We start from the raw sequence: 14,769 nt of genomic DNA on the forward strand, positions 1-14,769 counted from the left end.
GGTGATCGAGGATGTTGCAACTTCCTCGATCACCGCGGGAGGGGGAGGGTGGGCCGGGACGGGTGGGAGGATGCGGGCGTGCCGTCGCTGCTGCTCGCCTCCGCCTCCCCCGCCCGCCTCGCCACCCTGCGCGCGGCGGGCCTGGACCCCGCGGTGATCGTCTCCGACGTCGACGAGCCCGCCGTGGTCGAGCGCTACGGCGTCACCGACGGCGAGGACGTGTGCCTGGTGCTGGCGCGCGCCAAGGCCGAGGACGTCGCCGGTCGCGCGGAGGTCCCCGAGGACGCCCTCGTGCTGGGCTGCGACTCCGTGCTGGAGCTGGAGGGACCCGACGGCGTCAAGCAGGTGCACGGCAAGCCCGCCGACGCCGCGCAGGCCCGCGAGCGCTGGTTCGCCATGCGCGGGCGCAGCGGCGTCCTGCACACCGGGCACTGGCTGGTCGACGCCCGCGAGGACGGCTCCGGCGCCACCCTGGGCGGCGTGGCGTCGGTGACGGTGCACTTCGCCGACCTCACCGACGCCGAGGTCGACGCCTACGTGGCCACCGGCGAGCCGCTCGCGGTGGCCGGCGCGTTCACCCTGGACGGCCTGGGCGGGGCGTTCGTGCGGGGCGTGGAGGGCGACCCGCACGCCGTCGTGGGGGTCTCCCTGCCGCTGCTGCGCGACCTGGTGCGCGAAGCGGGAGTGGCGTGGCCGGACCTGTGGGTCCCGGGGGCGGGGGCGCGCGGGGAGGCCCCCCTCGCGGGCGGGCAGTAGTCTCAGCCGTCGCCCGAACCCCCGCCGAACCCCCGGAGAACACCGCATGACCTCCCCCGACGCCGCCCCCGCCGAGCCGACCGCGACGGCCGGGCCGGCGGTGACGGGTCCCGTCACCAAGGTGCTCGTCGCCAACCGCGGCGAGATCGCGGTGCGCGTGGTGCGCGCCGCCCGGGACGCGGGGATCGCCTCCGTGGCGGTGTACTCCGAGGGCGACCGCGACGCGCTGCACGTGCGGATGGCCGACGAGGCGTACGCGCTGGGCGGCACCACGGCCCGCGAGAGCTACCTGGACGGCGCGAAGCTCGTGGCGGTCGCGCTGCGCGCCGGCGCCGACGCGGTGCACCCGGGCTACGGGTTCCTCTCGGAGAACGCGCAGTTCGCCCAGTCGGTGATCGACGCGGGCCTGACGTGGATCGGTCCACCGCCGGCGGCGATCGAGGCGCTGGGCGACAAGGTCTCCGCCCGCCACCTCGCCGCCCGCGCGGGCGCGCCCCTGGTGGCCGGGACCGCGGACCCGGTGGCCGGCGTGGACGAGGTGCTGGCCTTCGCGGACGAGCACGGCCTGCCCATCGCCATCAAGGCGGCGTTCGGCGGCGGTGGGCGCGGGCTGAAGGTGGCGCGCCGGCGCGAGGACGTCGCGGAGCTGTTCGCCTCGGCGGTGCGCGAGGCCGAGGCCGCGTTCGGGCGCGGGGAGTGCTTCGTGGAGCGCTACCTGGACCGCCCCCGGCACGTCGAGACGCAGGTGCTGGCGGACGCGCACGGCGGCGCGGTGGTCGTCTCCACCCGCGACTGCACGCTGCAGCGCCGGCACCAGAAGCTCGTGGAGGAGGCGCCCGCGCCGTTCCTGAGCCCCGAGCAGGACGCCGAGCTGCGCCGCGCGTCGCTGGCGATCGTGCGCGAGGCCGGGTACGTGGGCGCCGGCACGGTGGAGTTCCTGGTGGCCGCGGACGGCACGCTGGCGTTCCTGGAGGTCAACACCCGCCTGCAGGTCGAGCACCCGGTGACCGAGGAGGTCAGCGGCCTGGACCTGGTCGTGGAGCAGTTCCGCGTCGCCCGCGGCGAGGCGCTCGGCTACGACGAGGTCGCCACCCGCGGGCACTCGATCGAGTTCCGCGTCAACGGCGAGGACCCCGCCGCGGGTTTCCTGCCGCGCCCGGGCAAGCTGACCCGCTTCTCCCTGCCGTCCGGGCCGGGCGTGCGGGTGGACACCGGCATCGACCCGCGCGCGGCGGCGGTCAGCGGCGGGGTGGAGATCTCGCAGGACTTCGACTCGCTGCTGGCCAAGCTGATCGTCACCGGCGCCACCCGCGAGCAGGCGCTGGCGCGCGCGGCGCGCGCCCTGGCGGAGTTCCAGGTGGAGGGCGTGCCGACGGTGCTGTCGTTCCACCGGTCCGTGGTGGCGGACCCGGCGTTCACCGGGAGCGGCCCGGCGGGTTTCGCGGTGCACACGCGCTGGATCGAGACGGAGTTCGACGCCTCGGTGCTGCCGGGCTCGGGCGACCTGCACGCCGCGGACGGCGGGCCGGCGCACCGCGAGACGATCGTGGTGGAGGTCGCGGGCAAGCGCCTGGAGGTCTCCCTGCCGGTGGAGCACCTGAACGCGCAGCTGTCCCGCGCCGGGCACGAGATCTCCCGGGCGGGCGTGGCGGCCGGCGCGGCCGTGGCCCGCGCGTACCGCAGCACCACGCACCGCGGCGGTGGTCGCGGCCGGAAGGGCTCGAAGGCGCAGGGGGGTTCGGCGGCGAACCCCAACGCGCTGGTGGCGCCCATGCAGGGCACGATCGTGAAGGTGGAGGTCGCCGACGGCGACCGCGTCGAGGCGGGCGACCTCGTCGCGGTGCTGGAGGCGATGAAGATGGAGCAGCCGCTGACCGCGCACAAGGCGGGCACGGTCTCCGGGCTGACCGCGGCGCCGGGCGACACCACCACCACCGGCACCGTCATCTGCGAGATCGTCGACTGATCCGCCCCCTGCCCGGTGCGGCGGCGCCGGGGCCGCTCCGCGGCGTGGCACCCTCGGCCGCGTGACGAGGGTGCAGCGGGTGAGCGGTGCGGTCGGTCGGTGGTTCACGGTGATCGTCCTGGTGGCCGGGGCGGTCGCCCTGGCGTCCCCGGCGACGTTCACGGGCTGGTCGCCGGCGGTGCCGTGGCTGCTCAGCGTGATCATGCTGGGGATGGGCATGACGATGCGCCCGGGCGACTTCGCGCTCATCGCCCGGCGCCCGTGGGCGCTGCTGCTGGGGGTGGCCGCCCAGTACACGATCATGCCGCTGCTGGGTTGGGGCATCGCCCAGCTGCTCGGGTTCTCGGCGCTGCTGACGGCGGGCATGATCCTCGTCGGCGCGGCCCCGGGCGGCACCGCCTCCAACGTGATGGTGTACCTGGCCAGGGGTGACACCGCCCTGTCGGTGGCGATGACCTCGGTGTCCACGCTGCTGGCCCCGGTGCTGACGCCGCTGCTGGTGCTGGCCCTGGTCGGGCGGTCGCTGCCGGTCAGCGGTGCGGCCCTGTTCACCTCGATCGTGCAGATCGTCCTGGTGCCGGTGCTGCTGGGGCTGGGTCTGCGCCTGCTGCTGCCGCGGCTGGTCGAACGCTGCCTGGACGTGCTGCCGCTGGTGTCGGTGGCCGGCATCACCGCGGTCGTCCTGGTGGTCGTGGCGGGCAGCGCCGGCACGGTCCTGGACGTCGGTGCGCTGGTGGTCCTGGCCGTCGTCCTGCACAACCTCGGCGGTCTGCTGCTGGGCCACGGCGTCGGGCGCGCCTGCGGCCTGTCCGCGGCGAGCCGTCGCGCGGTGAGCATCGAGGTGGGCATGCAGAACTCCGGCCTGGCCGCCGCGCTGGCCACCGTGCACTTCGCACCGGCCGCGGCGCTGCCGGCGGCGATCTTCTCGGTGTGGCACAACGTGTCGGGTTCGCTGCTGGCGAGCTGGTGGTCCCGGCGCCCGGTGCCGGCCGACGCGGCACCGGCCGCCGAGTCGCCGGGAGCGCTGGACGGCGCACCCGGCGCCCGCTGAGCGGGACCGGCGCCCAGCGGGGGCTCAGCGGGTCAGGACCGTCGCGCCACCCGTGGAGGTGCTCACCCGCACCTGACGCTCGGAGGTGCTGTTCACGGGGACGTCCACGGTCACGTCGCCGACACCGCTGGAGGCGGTCGCGTCGTAGCCCTGCGCCACGGCGGGCAGCCGCACGGTGGCGTCGCCGGTTCCGGTGGTGACCTGCACGGAGCCCGGTGGTTCGTCGAGGTCCGCGTCGACGTCCCCGGTGCCGGTGCGCACCCGCAGCGCGTCGTAGCGGCCGGCGAGCTCGACGTCACCGGTGCCGGTCTGCGCGCGCAGGTCGTCCGCGTCGGCGCCCGCCGCGAGCAGGTCGCCGGTGCCCGCGACCGAGACGACGCGGCCGAACCCCCCGTCCAGCGACTGGTCGCCGGTGCCGGTGCGCAGGTCCAGGTCGAGGCCCTGCGGCACGGTGACCTCCCAGGACACCTCGCAGGGGCTCATCCAGGCACCGCCGGAGCAGGCGGAGCTCAGCCGCACGACCCCGTCGGTGAGCTCGGCGCTGCTGCCGGGCTGCGACCAGCCCGAGTGCACGAGGGTGCGCACCCGCACGTCGGTGACGTCCGCGGCGGTGACCCGCACGTCGCCGGTGTCGCCGGTGACGTGCAGGGCCGTCACGGGCCCGGCGAACACCTCGGCGCTCTCGGTGCGGGTGGCGGTCAGGTCCCCCAGCACGTCCACGGCGCCGAAGCCGACGACGGCCGCGGCCAGCACCGCGAGGGCTGCGCGCCCCGGGGGGCGGCGCGGCGGGGCCGGCGGCGGTGCGTCCACCGCGAGCGGCACGGTGGGGGCGCTCACGCCGCACCCCCGGGCCGGGCGGCGGACTCCAGGTGCCGCAGCACCGCCAGGACGCGGCGGTGGTCCTCGGTGGCCGGCGGCAGCCCCAGCTTGGCGAAGATGTTCGACACGTGCTTCTCCACGGCCTTGTCGGTGACGACCAGCCGGGCGGCGATGGCCGTGTTGGAGCGGCCCTCGGCCATGAGCTGCAGGACCTCCAGCTCGCGGGGCGTCAGGTGCTCCAGGGGGTCGTCGCGACGGGCCCGCGAGAGCAGCTGCGCGACGACCTCGGGGTCGACGGCGGTGCCGCCGGCGGCGACGCGGCGCACGGTGGTGACGAACTCGTCGACGTCGCCGACGCGGTCCTTCAGCAGGTAGCCGACTCCGCGGGCGCGACCGCCCAGCAGCTCGGCGGCGTAGCTCTCCTCCACGTACTGCGACAGCACCAGCACGGCGGTGCCGGGGTGGTGGGCGCGAACGAGGATCGCGGCGCGCAGGCCCTCGTCGGTGAACGCCGGCGGCATGCGCACGTCGGTGAGCACCAGGTCGGGCTCGTGCTCGGCGGCGGCGCGCAGCAGCGCCTCGGCGTCGTCCACGGCGGCGACCACGTCGACGCCCTCGGCGCGCAGGAGCTGCACCAGGCCCTCGCGCAGCAGCACGGAGTCCTCCGCCAGCACCACCCGCAGCGGTGCGGCGCCCTGCTCGGGCGCGGCGGCGGGCGCGCTCACCGGGCACCGCCGGCGGTCCAGGGCACGGCGACCTCCAGGACGGTGGGGCCGCCGGCGGGGCTGTCCAGGTGCAGCCAGCCGTCCACGGCGGCGAGGCGGTCGCCCAGCCCGCGCAGCCCGCTGCCGCCGTCGGCGACGGTGCCGCCGGCGGGGGCGGCGCCCCCCACCCCGTCGTCGCTGACGCGCAGGCGCAGCAGCCCGTCCCCGGGAGCGGCCTCGTGCCACAGCTGCACGACGGCGCGGGAGGCGCGGGCGTGCTTGGCGGTGTTCGTCAGCGCCTCGGAGACGCAGAAGTAGGCGATGGCCTCGGCGGTGGCGCTGGGTCGCTGCTCGGCGGGGAAGAGCACCTCGACGTCCACCGGGACGGGGCTGGCGGCGGCGAGCGCCGAGACGGCGGCGTCCAGGCCGCGGTCGGTGAGCACCGGCGGGTGGATGCCGCGGGCGACGTGGCGCATGTCGGAGATGGCGGCGGAGGCGGACCCGCTGGCGGCCTCGAGGAACTCGCGGGCGGCGTCGGGGCCGTCGCGGTCCAGGGCCCGCTTGGCCATGCCGAGCTGCATGGCCAGCGACACCAGCCGCTGCTGGGGGCCGTCGTGCAGGTCGCGCTCGATGCGGCGGCGCTCGGCCTCCACGGAGTCGACGGTGCGCGAGCGGGTCTCGGTGAGGGTCTGCACGCGCCGGCGCAGCACGGCTTCGCGCTCGCGGCGGCCGGGGCCGAGCAGCGCGCGGGCCGAGCGCACCTCCACCGCGGTGAACGCGCACGCCACCGGGGGGGCGAGCAGCAGCAGCACCAGCCCGCCGGCGACGACGAGGGGCCCGGGGGCGTCGAGGGTGCCGGGGATGCCGAAGGGCCAGCTCAGGGAGTCGTGGCCGAGGCCTCCGGCGACCGCGGGGGCCGCCAGGGCGGCCAGCCCGGTGCCGGTCAGGGCCAGGACGACGCCCGCACCGAGCACGCCGAGGGTGCACACCACGGCCAGGTGACCGGCGCTGCGCCAGGGGCGCGCGTCGAGCACGACCCGCCGCCACCACGACCCCTCCGGTGGCACCCGGGGCGCGGCGGGGACGTGCACGTCCAGGACGGCGGCGAGGCGGTAGCGCTCCAGGCGGCCGCCGGCGCCGACGAGCAGGCGCGCCGGCAGCAGCAGCAGCAGACCGGTGCCGAACACGGGGACCAGGGCGATCCCCACGACCAGCAGCACCAGCGCCGTCAGGTGCAGGCCCAGGACCACGGGGTGCAGCACCAGGTGCACCACCGACCACCACCCCCGCGCCCAGACCCGCAGCGCACCGCCGCGGTCGTCCACCGCTGGAAGCGCTGCGGCCCAGCGCATGGTGTTCTCGCTCACGTCCCGAACAGTAGGGGCGCACCGGGTCGCGGCGGGACGGTGCGCGCACCCCGGTCGCGGGTGGGGAGAACCCCACCCCCGCACGGGGGTGCGCGCCAGGGACCGGGCACCCCGGTGACCGCCAGGGTCGGGGACGCACCCGACCGGGTGCGTCCACCGCCGACCGGGAGGTCCCCCGTGCGCACCCGACCCGCCGTCCGCTCCGACGGCCCCGACGAACCCGCCCCCGGCGGCCCGGACGGTTCGGCGGTGGCGCGCTGGTCGCTGCGCCACCGCGGCCTGGTCGTCGCGGCCTGGCTGCTGCTGCTCGTGGCGGGGGCCGCCGCGTTCGCCGGCGGCACCACCACCAGCGACGAGGTGGGCGTCGGCGAGTCGCAGCGCGCCGCGAGCGCCCTGGAGGTGGCCGGGTTCTCCGAGCCGCTGACCGAGACGGTCGTGGTGTCCGTGCCCGCGGGCGCCGCTGCGCTGCCGGCGGGCGCCGAGGCCGCCGCGGCCGCCGCGGTGGCCTCCGCCCACCGCGGCGACGACCTCGTGCGCGAGGTGGGCGAGGTGGCGCGCTCGGCCGACGGGCGGGTCCTCGCCGTGCCGCTCGTGCTGTCGGTGGACCCGGGGACGGGGTACGCCGAGGCGGTCGAACGGGTGCCGGACACGGTGCGGCGCACCGCGGTCACCCGGGCGGAGCTGCGCGCGGCGCTGGATCGCCCCGACGTGGTGGTGGGGGTGGTCGGGTCCGCCTCGATCGGCGAGGAGGTGGGCGGGCGCCTGGAGCGGGACCTGCACCGCGCGGAACTGGTGAGCCTGCCGATCACGCTGCTGGTGCTGCTGCTGGCGTTCGGCTCGGTCGTCTCGGCCGTCGTGCCGCTGCTGCTGGGCGTGGTCGCGGTCGTCGTGGCGCTGGGCGCCAGCGCCCTGCTCTCGCGCGTGCACCCGGTGGCGCAGGAGGCGGCGAGCCTGACGGTGCTCATCGGCCTGGCGGTCGGGGTGGACTACGCGCTGTTCGTGCTGCACCGGGCTCGCCTGGCGCGGCGCTCGGGGCTGCCGGTGCGCGCGGCGGTGCTGCTGGCGACCCGCACCGCCGGCCACGCCGTGGTCGTCTCCGGCGCCACGGTGGTCGTGTCGATGCTGGGGATGCTGGTGGCCGGCGGGCTGTACACGTCGCTGGCCCTGGGGGCGGCGTTGGTGGTGGCGGTGGCGGTGCTGGCCTCGGCGACGCTGCTGCCGGTGCTGCTGGACGTGCTGGGCGAGCGCGTGGACGCGCTGCGCCTGCCGTGGCGCCGCGACGCGCGCGGCGGCGCGCGGCGGGCCGAGCGCGTCTCCCCGGTGGGCCGGGCGGCGGCCGCCGCCTCGGGGCGGCCGGTGCTGTCGCTGGTGCTGGGGGCGGGGCTGCTGGTGGCGCTGACCCTGCCCCTGGCGGGGCTGCGCACGGGCCTGCCCGGCGACGACGCGCTGCCCCGGGAGCTGCCGACGGTGCAGACCCTGCACCGGCTGACGGACGCGTTCCCCTCGCAGGCGCCGGCGGCGCAGGTCGTCGTGACCGCGCCGGCGTCGTCCGCCGGGGCGGCCCGCACCGCGCTGGCGGACCTGGCGGGCGCGGGCGGGGCGCCGGTGAGCTCCTCCGCCGACGGGCGCACCCACGTGGTGGCGGTGCCGCTGGACAGCGACGTGGACTCCGGGCCGGAGGCCGACCGGGCGGTGGCCGCGTTGCGGGAGCGGGTCGGCCCGGCGGTGGCCGAGCGGGTTCCGGGCGCGCAGGTGTCCGTCGGCGGCGGGGTGGCCGCGGGCAGCGACCTGGCGCGCTGGATGGTGGACCGGCTGCCGTGGGTGGTGGGTTTCGTGCTGGTGCTGACGTTCGCGGTGGTGGCGGTGGCGTTCCGCTCGCCGCTGCTGGCGCTGGTGACGGTGCTGCTGAACACGCTGAGCTGCGCGGCGGCCCTGGGCGTGGTGGCCGGGGTGTTCCAGGGCACGTGGGCGCAGGACCTGCTGGCGTTCACGTCCACGGGCACGGTCGTGGCGTACCTGCCGGTGCTGGTGTTCGTGGTGCTGTTCGGGCTGTCGATGGACTACCACGTGCTGGTGGTCTCCAGCGTGCGCGAGGAGTTCGCCGCCGGTTCCGGCCCCGCGCGGGCGGTCCGGGTGGGGGTGGCGCGCAGCGCGGGCGTGGTGACGAGCGCGGCCGCGGTGATGGTGGCGGTGTTCGCGCTGTTCGGCACGCTGCCGGACCCGGGCCTGAAGCAGCTCGGGGTGGGGCTGGCGGTCGCGGTGCTGCTGGACGCCACCGTAGTGCGCGCCCTGGTGCTGCCGGCGGCGCTGCGGGCGGTGGGGCGGCGAGCCGGGGGACGACCGGCGCGGCAGGTGGTCCCGGCGCAGGGCGGCGCGGCCGCGGGTGCGCGCGGTGAAGCGGTCGACGCCTGAACCACCCCTCCCCCGCCGGTGGGCGCGCGTTCCCCCGCGGCTGCGCGGTCACCGGCGGGGTTCCCGGCTCCGGCTGCGACGCCCCCACGCCTCGAAGTCCTCCTGCACCTGGTCGAAGAACGAGGTCTCGGCGCGGGTGCAGTCGCCGTGGTCGGCGTCACCGGCGTGCTCGGCAGCGGTGACCGCCTTGAACGCGGCGCAGCGGTCACGGGCCTCGGGGCGGGCACCGAGGTGGAGCCGATGTGGTCGAAGGACCCGGCCACCTCCAGCGGGCGGAGCGCCTGCTCCACCGCGGCGAGCAGTCGGGCTGCTCGTGCGGGCCAGGCGGGGTCGCAGGGGTGCAGCACTGCGGGTCCGGGCACGGGGTCGAACGTAGCGACGGCCACGACCTCACAGGCTCAGCACAGCGGAATCAGGCCCAGGCCGCGTCTCCGTCGCCGATGGTGTTCACGTGAGCGAGAACAGCGACGACACCAGCCAGCAGGACCAGCAGGGCCGGGCACGGCGGGCGCTGCGCACCTACCAGGGCCGCACCCTGCCGCGCCAGGACGAGGACGTCGACGACCAGGGCCTGGCCTTCGACCTGGGCACCATGCTGAACCGCCGCCGCGCCCTGGGGGTCCTCGGCCTCGGCGCCACCGGTTTGACCCTGGCCGCTTGCGGCGACGGCGACGCGGACGCCTCCTCCGCCACCACCTCCAGCTCCTCGGCGCTGAGCGAGATCCCCGACGAGACCGCCGGCCCCTACCCCGGCGACGGCTCCAACGGCGCCAACGTCCTCACCCAGTCCGGCGTGGTCCGCTCCGACATCCGCTCCTCCTTCGGCACCTCCACCACCACCGCCGAGGGCTTGCCGATGACGATGACGCTGAGCATCGTCGACATGCTCGGGGGCGACGTGCCCTTCGAGGGCGTGGCCGTCTACGTCTGGCACTGCGACCGCGACGGCAACTACTCCCTGTACTCCTCCGGGATCGAGAACGAGAACTACCTGCGCGGGGTGCAGGTGGCCGACGCCAACGGCGAGGTCACCTTCACCAGCATCTTCCCCGCCTGCTACTCCGGGCGCTGGCCGCACATCCACTTCGAGGTCTACCCCGACGTCGACTCCATCACCGACGCCACCAACGCCATCGCCACCTCCCAGGTCGCCCTGCCCGAGGACGTGTGCGACACCGTCTACGCCACCACCGGCTACGAGCAGTCCGTCACCAACCTGTCGCAGGTCACCCTGGCCAGCGACAACGTCTTCAGCGACGACTCCGCCGCCAACCAGCTGGCCACCGTCACCGGTGACGTCACCAGCGGCTACCAGGTCTCCCTGACCGTCGGCGTGGACACCTCCACCACCCCCACCGCCGGCTCCGCCCCCTCCGGCGGCGGCGGGATGGGTGGCGGCGGCATGGGCGGTACCCCGCCCACCGGCGCCCCCGGCGGCACCCCGCCCACCGGCATGCCCACGATGCCCGCGGACCGGCCCACCTCCGCCTAGCCGCACACGCGCCACGACGCCGTCCGCGCGGTCTGCCGGAGGGCGCAGGGTCGGGAGGAGCACGGTCGCGCGGCGCCTGAGCTCCTACGATCACGGGATGGCTCCTGCGGTCACCGTCCGCCGCGCCGAGGTCGGCGACGTTCCGCAGATGGCCCGTGTGCACGTCACCTGCTGGCAGCAGACCTACCGCGGCCTGGTACCGGACTCCGTCCTGGACGACCCGGGCCTGCTCGAAACCCGCGAACGCTTCTGGACCGGTGCTCTCACCGACGAGCGGTGGAGCAGGAACCGCGCCGCGGTCGCCGAGCTGGGCGGAACGGTCGTCGGCATCGCGATGGCGGGTCCCGCTCAGGAGACCGACGCCACCTGGGACTCCGAACTGCACCTGATCTACGTCGACGCGGCCCACCACGGCTCCGGGGCGGGGCCGGCGCTGCTCGACGCCGTCCTGGCCCCGCAGGAGTCGGCCGCCTGGTGGGTGGCGGACCACAACCCCCGCGCGCACGCCTTCATGCGCAAGCACGGTTTCGCCCCCGACGGGCGCAGCAGGACCGAGGACGGCGTGCGCGCGGTCCGGTGGGTCCGGCGGACGTCCAGCGTGGCGGGTTGAGGTGGTCACCGTGCACCTCCGCCGGGCGCCGGGTTGAAGGAGGACCGGTAGGAGGCCGGCCCGCAGCCGGTGACGCGGCGGAAGTGGGCGCGGAAGTTGGCGACCGTGCCCAGCCCGACCGCCGCGGCGACCCGCTCCACGGGCAGGTCGGTGGACTCCAGCAGTTCCCGGGCGCGCGCGATGCGCTCGGCCAGCAGCCACTGCTTGGGCGTCGTCCCGGTCTCGGCCAGGAACCGCCGCGCGAACGTCCGCGTCGACAGGTGCGCCCACCCGGCCATCTCCGCCACCGTCAGCGGATCGGCCAACTGCTGCACCGCGCGCTGGCGCACCGCACCGAGCGAGGTTCGCGCGCTGGGCGCGACGGGCCGGGCGATGAACTGCCGCTGGCCGCCCTCACGGTGCGGGGCGGCGACCAGCGCCCGCGCCAGGCGGTTGGCGGCCGCGGCTCCGCGGTCGCTGCGCACCAGGTGCAGGCACAGGTCGATGCCCGCCGAAACCCCCGCCGAGGTCAGCACCTGCCCCTGGTCGACGTACAGGGCGTCGGCGTCCACCTCGACGCCCGGGTACGTCCGGGCCAGCCGCTCGGCGCTGTCCCAGTGCGTCGTGGCGCGCAGCCCGTCCAGCAGGCCGGCGGCGGCCAGGGCGAACGCACCGGTGCAGATGGACACCACTCGGCGGCCCGCCCGGTGCGCCGCCCGCAGCGCTGCGAGCACCTCCGGTCCGGGAGCGCGGGTGGTGTCGTACCCGGGGACCAGGACGGTGTCGCAACCGGCGATCGCCTCCAGCCCGTGCGCCACCTGCACGTCGAAACCTGCGCTGGTGGGCACCGGCCCGGGCCGGGCCGCGCACAAGGTCACCGTGTACGGCGACCCCGGGCGGGCGGTGAAGACCTGCGCGGGGATGCCCAGGTCCAGCGGGCGGACCCCGGGCAGGACGAGGACCGCGACGTGGTGCCGCTCGACGTCGTCCGGTGCCGGGGCCGAGGCGCTCATGGCAGGAAGCTATCGGTGGATGCCCTTCCTGCCACTGTCCCGGTCCCCGCGTCCCCACCGAGACTGGCCGTCGTGAGCGAACAGCGGACCCCGGCCGCGGCTGCGGCACCACGAGCGGTAGAACCCTTGCGCCGCATCGGCGTCGTCCTGTTCGACGGCGTGGAGGAACTGGACGCCGTCGGACCGTGGGAGGTGCTGGCGCACTGGACCCGCACCCACCCCGAGGACGGCTGGGACGTCACCTGCCTGTCCCGTGACGGCGCCGCCGTCACGTGCGCGAAGGGCCTGACGCTGATGGCCCACCACTCCTTCGCCGACGCCCCGGCCCTCGACGTCCTGCTGCACCCCGGGGGACGCGGCACCCGAACCCAACTGCACGACGGCGAGCACCTGGACTGGGTCCGCCGCCGGCGCGCCGAGGTGCCGTTGATGACCAGCGTGTGCACCGGGGCCCTGGTCTACGCCGCCGCCGGCCTGCTGTCGGGGCGGCCGGCCACGACCCACTGGGGCTCGCTGGACCTGCTGAGCGAGCTCGACCTCAGCATCGAGGTGCGCCCGGACGACCGGTTCGTCGACGACGGCGACGTCATCACCTCCGCCGGGGTGTCCGCGGGCATCGACATGGCCCTGCACCTGGTGGCCCGCCTGGCCGGGACCGAGCGGGCCCGGCAGGTGCGCCGCGACATCCAGTACGACCCGCGACCGCCCGTGTGAGGAACCGTGGGTCCACCGCCCGCGTGCACGAGCGGACTTCAATGCCATCGCCGCCGGATTGAACGAGCGGCCTCGACAGACGTCGGGGTTCAGGTCACTGTCTGAGGTGCTCGCGGAGGTGTTTCGTCGACCGCCTGAGCCCGCGGACACGAGCGTGCGCTCTCACGTCGAAGAACGAGCGGTCGACTGAAGCCTGTTCGCCGTCGCGGAGCACCGCTGAGCCGACTTCCCCGAGGCGATCAAACCCACCAACTCCTCACAGTCTTCGCAAAGCCTGCCTGTCTAGCATCGAAGTCATGACGGAGATCGGCACGACCCCCGCCCCTACGCGACGACGGCCTGTACGGTCCCGCACCACGTGGATGGCCGCCGTGCTGCTGGCCGGCGGTCTCACCTTGAGCGGATGCAGCACCACCACGGCCGATACCGCGACCAGCTCCTCGGCGAGCAGCTCGACCAGCACCTCGACCACGGACGTCGCGGCGACCTCGACCACCGACGCCACCACGACCGCGCAGACCATCAGCGACACCGCGGCCGCCGCCGAGGCGTTCCTCGCCACCTTGAGCGAGGAGCAGCGCGATGCGGTGCTGTACGCCTACGACGACGAGACCAAGACCACCTCCTGGTCGAACTTCCCCGTCACGTTCGTCGAGCGAGCCGGCTTGAACCTCACCGACCTCACCGAGGAGCAGCAGACCGCCGCCCTGGCCGTTCTCGAGTCGCTGCTCAGCGATGAAGCGTACGAGACCGTCACAGCCATCATGGGTGGTGACGAGTACCTGCACGAGTACTCGAACTCCACCGAGGAGAGCCTGGGCCAGTACTACATCGCCTTCTTCGGCGACCCGTCCGAGACGAGTGCCTTCGAGGTGCAGTTCGGTGGGCACCACCTGGGCATCAACGCCACCCTCGACGGCGCGGCCGACACGATCACTTTCGCCCCGACCCACCTGGGGGTGCAGCCGGCGGTCTACACCGACGCCGACGGCAACGAGGTGCAGCCGTTCGACGGCATCTACACCGACGCGTTCGCCTTCTTCGACAGCCTCACCGCTGAGCAGCAGGCGACCCTGACCTCGGGCGAGGTCAGCTCCTGCGCCCCCGGCGACACCTGCGACTTCGCCACCGGCACCGGGCTGACCGGCGCGGAGCTGACCGAGGAGCAGAAGCAGCTGCTGCTCGAGCTCATCGCCAACTGGGCGGGAATGGCCGACGAGGAGAGCACGGCCACCACCCTGGCCGAGATCGAGGCCACCCTCGACGACACCGTCGTGGCCTGGTCGGGTGAGACCACCTACGACATGAGCACCGGCGACGGGATCTCGTTCTCGATCTCCGGGCCGAACGTGTACCTCTCGTTCCAGGCCCAGAACGGGTCCGCCGGTGCAGACGTCGAGGGCGTCACCACGACCGGGTGGGGCCACGTGCACACCATCTACCGCGACCCCACGAACGACTACGCCGGCAGCGTCACCCAGCAGGCGGCGTCCGGGATGGGCGGCGGCGGAGCCCCGGGCGGCGGAGCTCCGGGCGGCGGATTCCCGGGCGGCGATGCACCCGCCGACGGCGCCCTGTCCGAGGGGTGAAGTCCGCCCGACCACGCCTGCACCGCCTGGAGGACGCCGGTACGACTGCGACGTCGTCGCCGCCGGCGAACGGCCCCCGCACCCGGACACCACGGACGTCGACCGCGGGCAGCTGCTGGAGTTCTTCTCCGGGCACACCGCGATCGCGGTGACCACCCACACGCCCCGAGCCTCTTCGGTGGCCCTGAGCGGGCACCTGCAGTTCAGCACGTCCTGGGGCCGAGAGCCCGCACACGAGCCCGACGTCAATGACTGCTCACCCGTGGGGGGGGGGGGGGGGGCGGGCGGGGGGGCCCC

At 75.5% G+C, this 14,769-nt stretch carries 12 protein-coding genes and 1 pseudogene; 8 read left to right on the forward strand and 5 right to left on the reverse strand.

From position 1 onward, the window contains the following. The first annotated feature begins 78 nt into the window (after positions 1-78). From ACRYM0_RS17500 to ACRYM0_RS17510, 3 genes are all read left to right on the forward strand, one after another. Positions 79-756, forward strand: coding sequence for a Maf family protein (locus ACRYM0_RS17500; RefSeq protein WP_432507116.1), 678 nt, complete (start codon positions 79-81; stop codon positions 754-756). Between the two features lie 46 nt (positions 757-802). Further along, positions 803-2,722, forward strand: a complete 1,920-nt coding sequence (locus ACRYM0_RS17505; RefSeq protein ID WP_432507118.1) for an acetyl/propionyl/methylcrotonyl-CoA carboxylase subunit alpha — start codon at positions 803-805, stop codon at positions 2,720-2,722. Between the two features lie 61 nt (positions 2,723-2,783). Next, complete coding sequence (locus tag ACRYM0_RS17510) at positions 2,784-3,773, forward strand: bile acid:sodium symporter family protein (protein WP_432507120.1); 990 nt, start codon at positions 2,784-2,786, stop codon at positions 3,771-3,773. A gap of 24 nt (positions 3,774-3,797) precedes the next feature. Here ACRYM0_RS17510 and ACRYM0_RS17515 read toward each other — a convergent pair whose 3' ends face one another. Genes ACRYM0_RS17515 through ACRYM0_RS17525 form a run of 3 tightly spaced genes read right to left on the reverse strand, consistent with a single transcriptional unit; the run spans position 3,798 to position 6,663 of the window. Beyond that, a complete protein-coding gene (locus ACRYM0_RS17515) occupies positions 3,798-4,610 on the reverse strand; it encodes a DUF4097 family beta strand repeat-containing protein (protein WP_432507121.1) in 813 nt (270 codons plus the stop codon). Continuing rightward, positions 4,607-5,275 carry a response regulator gene (locus ACRYM0_RS17520; protein ID WP_432507131.1) on the reverse strand — a complete coding sequence of 223 codons (669 nt, stop codon included), beginning with the start codon at positions 5,273-5,275 and terminating at the stop codon, positions 4,607-4,609. The genes ACRYM0_RS17515 and ACRYM0_RS17520 overlap by 4 nt, the downstream gene beginning before the upstream one ends. A 38-nt stretch (positions 5,276-5,313) precedes the next feature. After that, positions 5,314-6,663 (reverse strand): sensor histidine kinase, encoded by a 1,350-nt coding sequence (locus ACRYM0_RS17525; protein WP_432507122.1) that lies wholly within the window; start codon positions 6,661-6,663, stop codon positions 5,314-5,316. A 177-nt stretch (positions 6,664-6,840) separates the two neighbouring features. On the opposite strand from ACRYM0_RS17525, the gene ACRYM0_RS17530 reads away from it, so the two are divergent. After that, entirely contained in the window at positions 6,841-9,075 is a 2,235-nt protein-coding gene (locus tag ACRYM0_RS17530; RefSeq protein ID WP_432507124.1) for an MMPL family transporter, read from the forward strand. A gap of 272 nt (positions 9,076-9,347) precedes the next feature. Here ACRYM0_RS17530 and ACRYM0_RS17535 read toward each other — a convergent pair. Then, a pseudogene (locus ACRYM0_RS17535) lies at positions 9,348-9,461 on the reverse strand (hypothetical protein); the annotation flags it as partial. 125 nt (positions 9,462-9,586) lie between these two features. On the opposite strand from ACRYM0_RS17535, the gene ACRYM0_RS17540 reads away from it, so the two are divergent. Then, a complete protein-coding gene (locus tag ACRYM0_RS17540) occupies positions 9,587-10,567 on the forward strand; it encodes an intradiol ring-cleavage dioxygenase (protein WP_432507132.1) in 981 nt (326 codons plus the stop codon). A gap of 97 nt (positions 10,568-10,664) precedes the next feature. After that, positions 10,665-11,177, forward strand: a complete 513-nt coding sequence (locus ACRYM0_RS17545) for a GNAT family N-acetyltransferase (RefSeq protein WP_432507125.1) — start codon at positions 10,665-10,667, stop codon at positions 11,175-11,177. Positions 11,178-11,182: 5 nt separating this feature from the next. Here ACRYM0_RS17545 and ACRYM0_RS17550 read toward each other — a convergent pair whose 3' ends face one another. Then, the gene (locus tag ACRYM0_RS17550) at positions 11,183-12,169 is read right to left on the reverse strand and encodes a GlxA family transcriptional regulator (RefSeq protein ID WP_432507127.1); all 987 of its coding nucleotides are present in this window, start codon (positions 12,167-12,169) and stop codon (positions 11,183-11,185) included. Positions 12,170-12,295: 126 nt separating this feature from the next. On the opposite strand from ACRYM0_RS17550, the gene ACRYM0_RS17555 reads away from it, so the two are divergent. After that, entirely contained in the window at positions 12,296-12,883 is a 588-nt protein-coding gene (locus tag ACRYM0_RS17555) for a DJ-1/PfpI family protein (RefSeq protein ID WP_432507134.1), read from the forward strand. Positions 12,884-13,179: 296 nt separating this feature from the next. After that, positions 13,180-14,472 (forward strand): DUF3500 domain-containing protein, encoded by a 1,293-nt coding sequence (locus ACRYM0_RS17560; RefSeq protein WP_432507129.1) that lies wholly within the window; start codon positions 13,180-13,182, stop codon positions 14,470-14,472. The last annotated feature ends 297 nt before the right edge of the window (positions 14,473-14,769 follow it).

This window comes from Kineococcus arenarius subsp. arenarius, assembly GCF_050871845.1.
In the GTDB taxonomy this organism is placed as follows: domain Bacteria; phylum Actinomycetota; class Actinomycetes; order Actinomycetales; family Kineococcaceae; genus Kineococcus.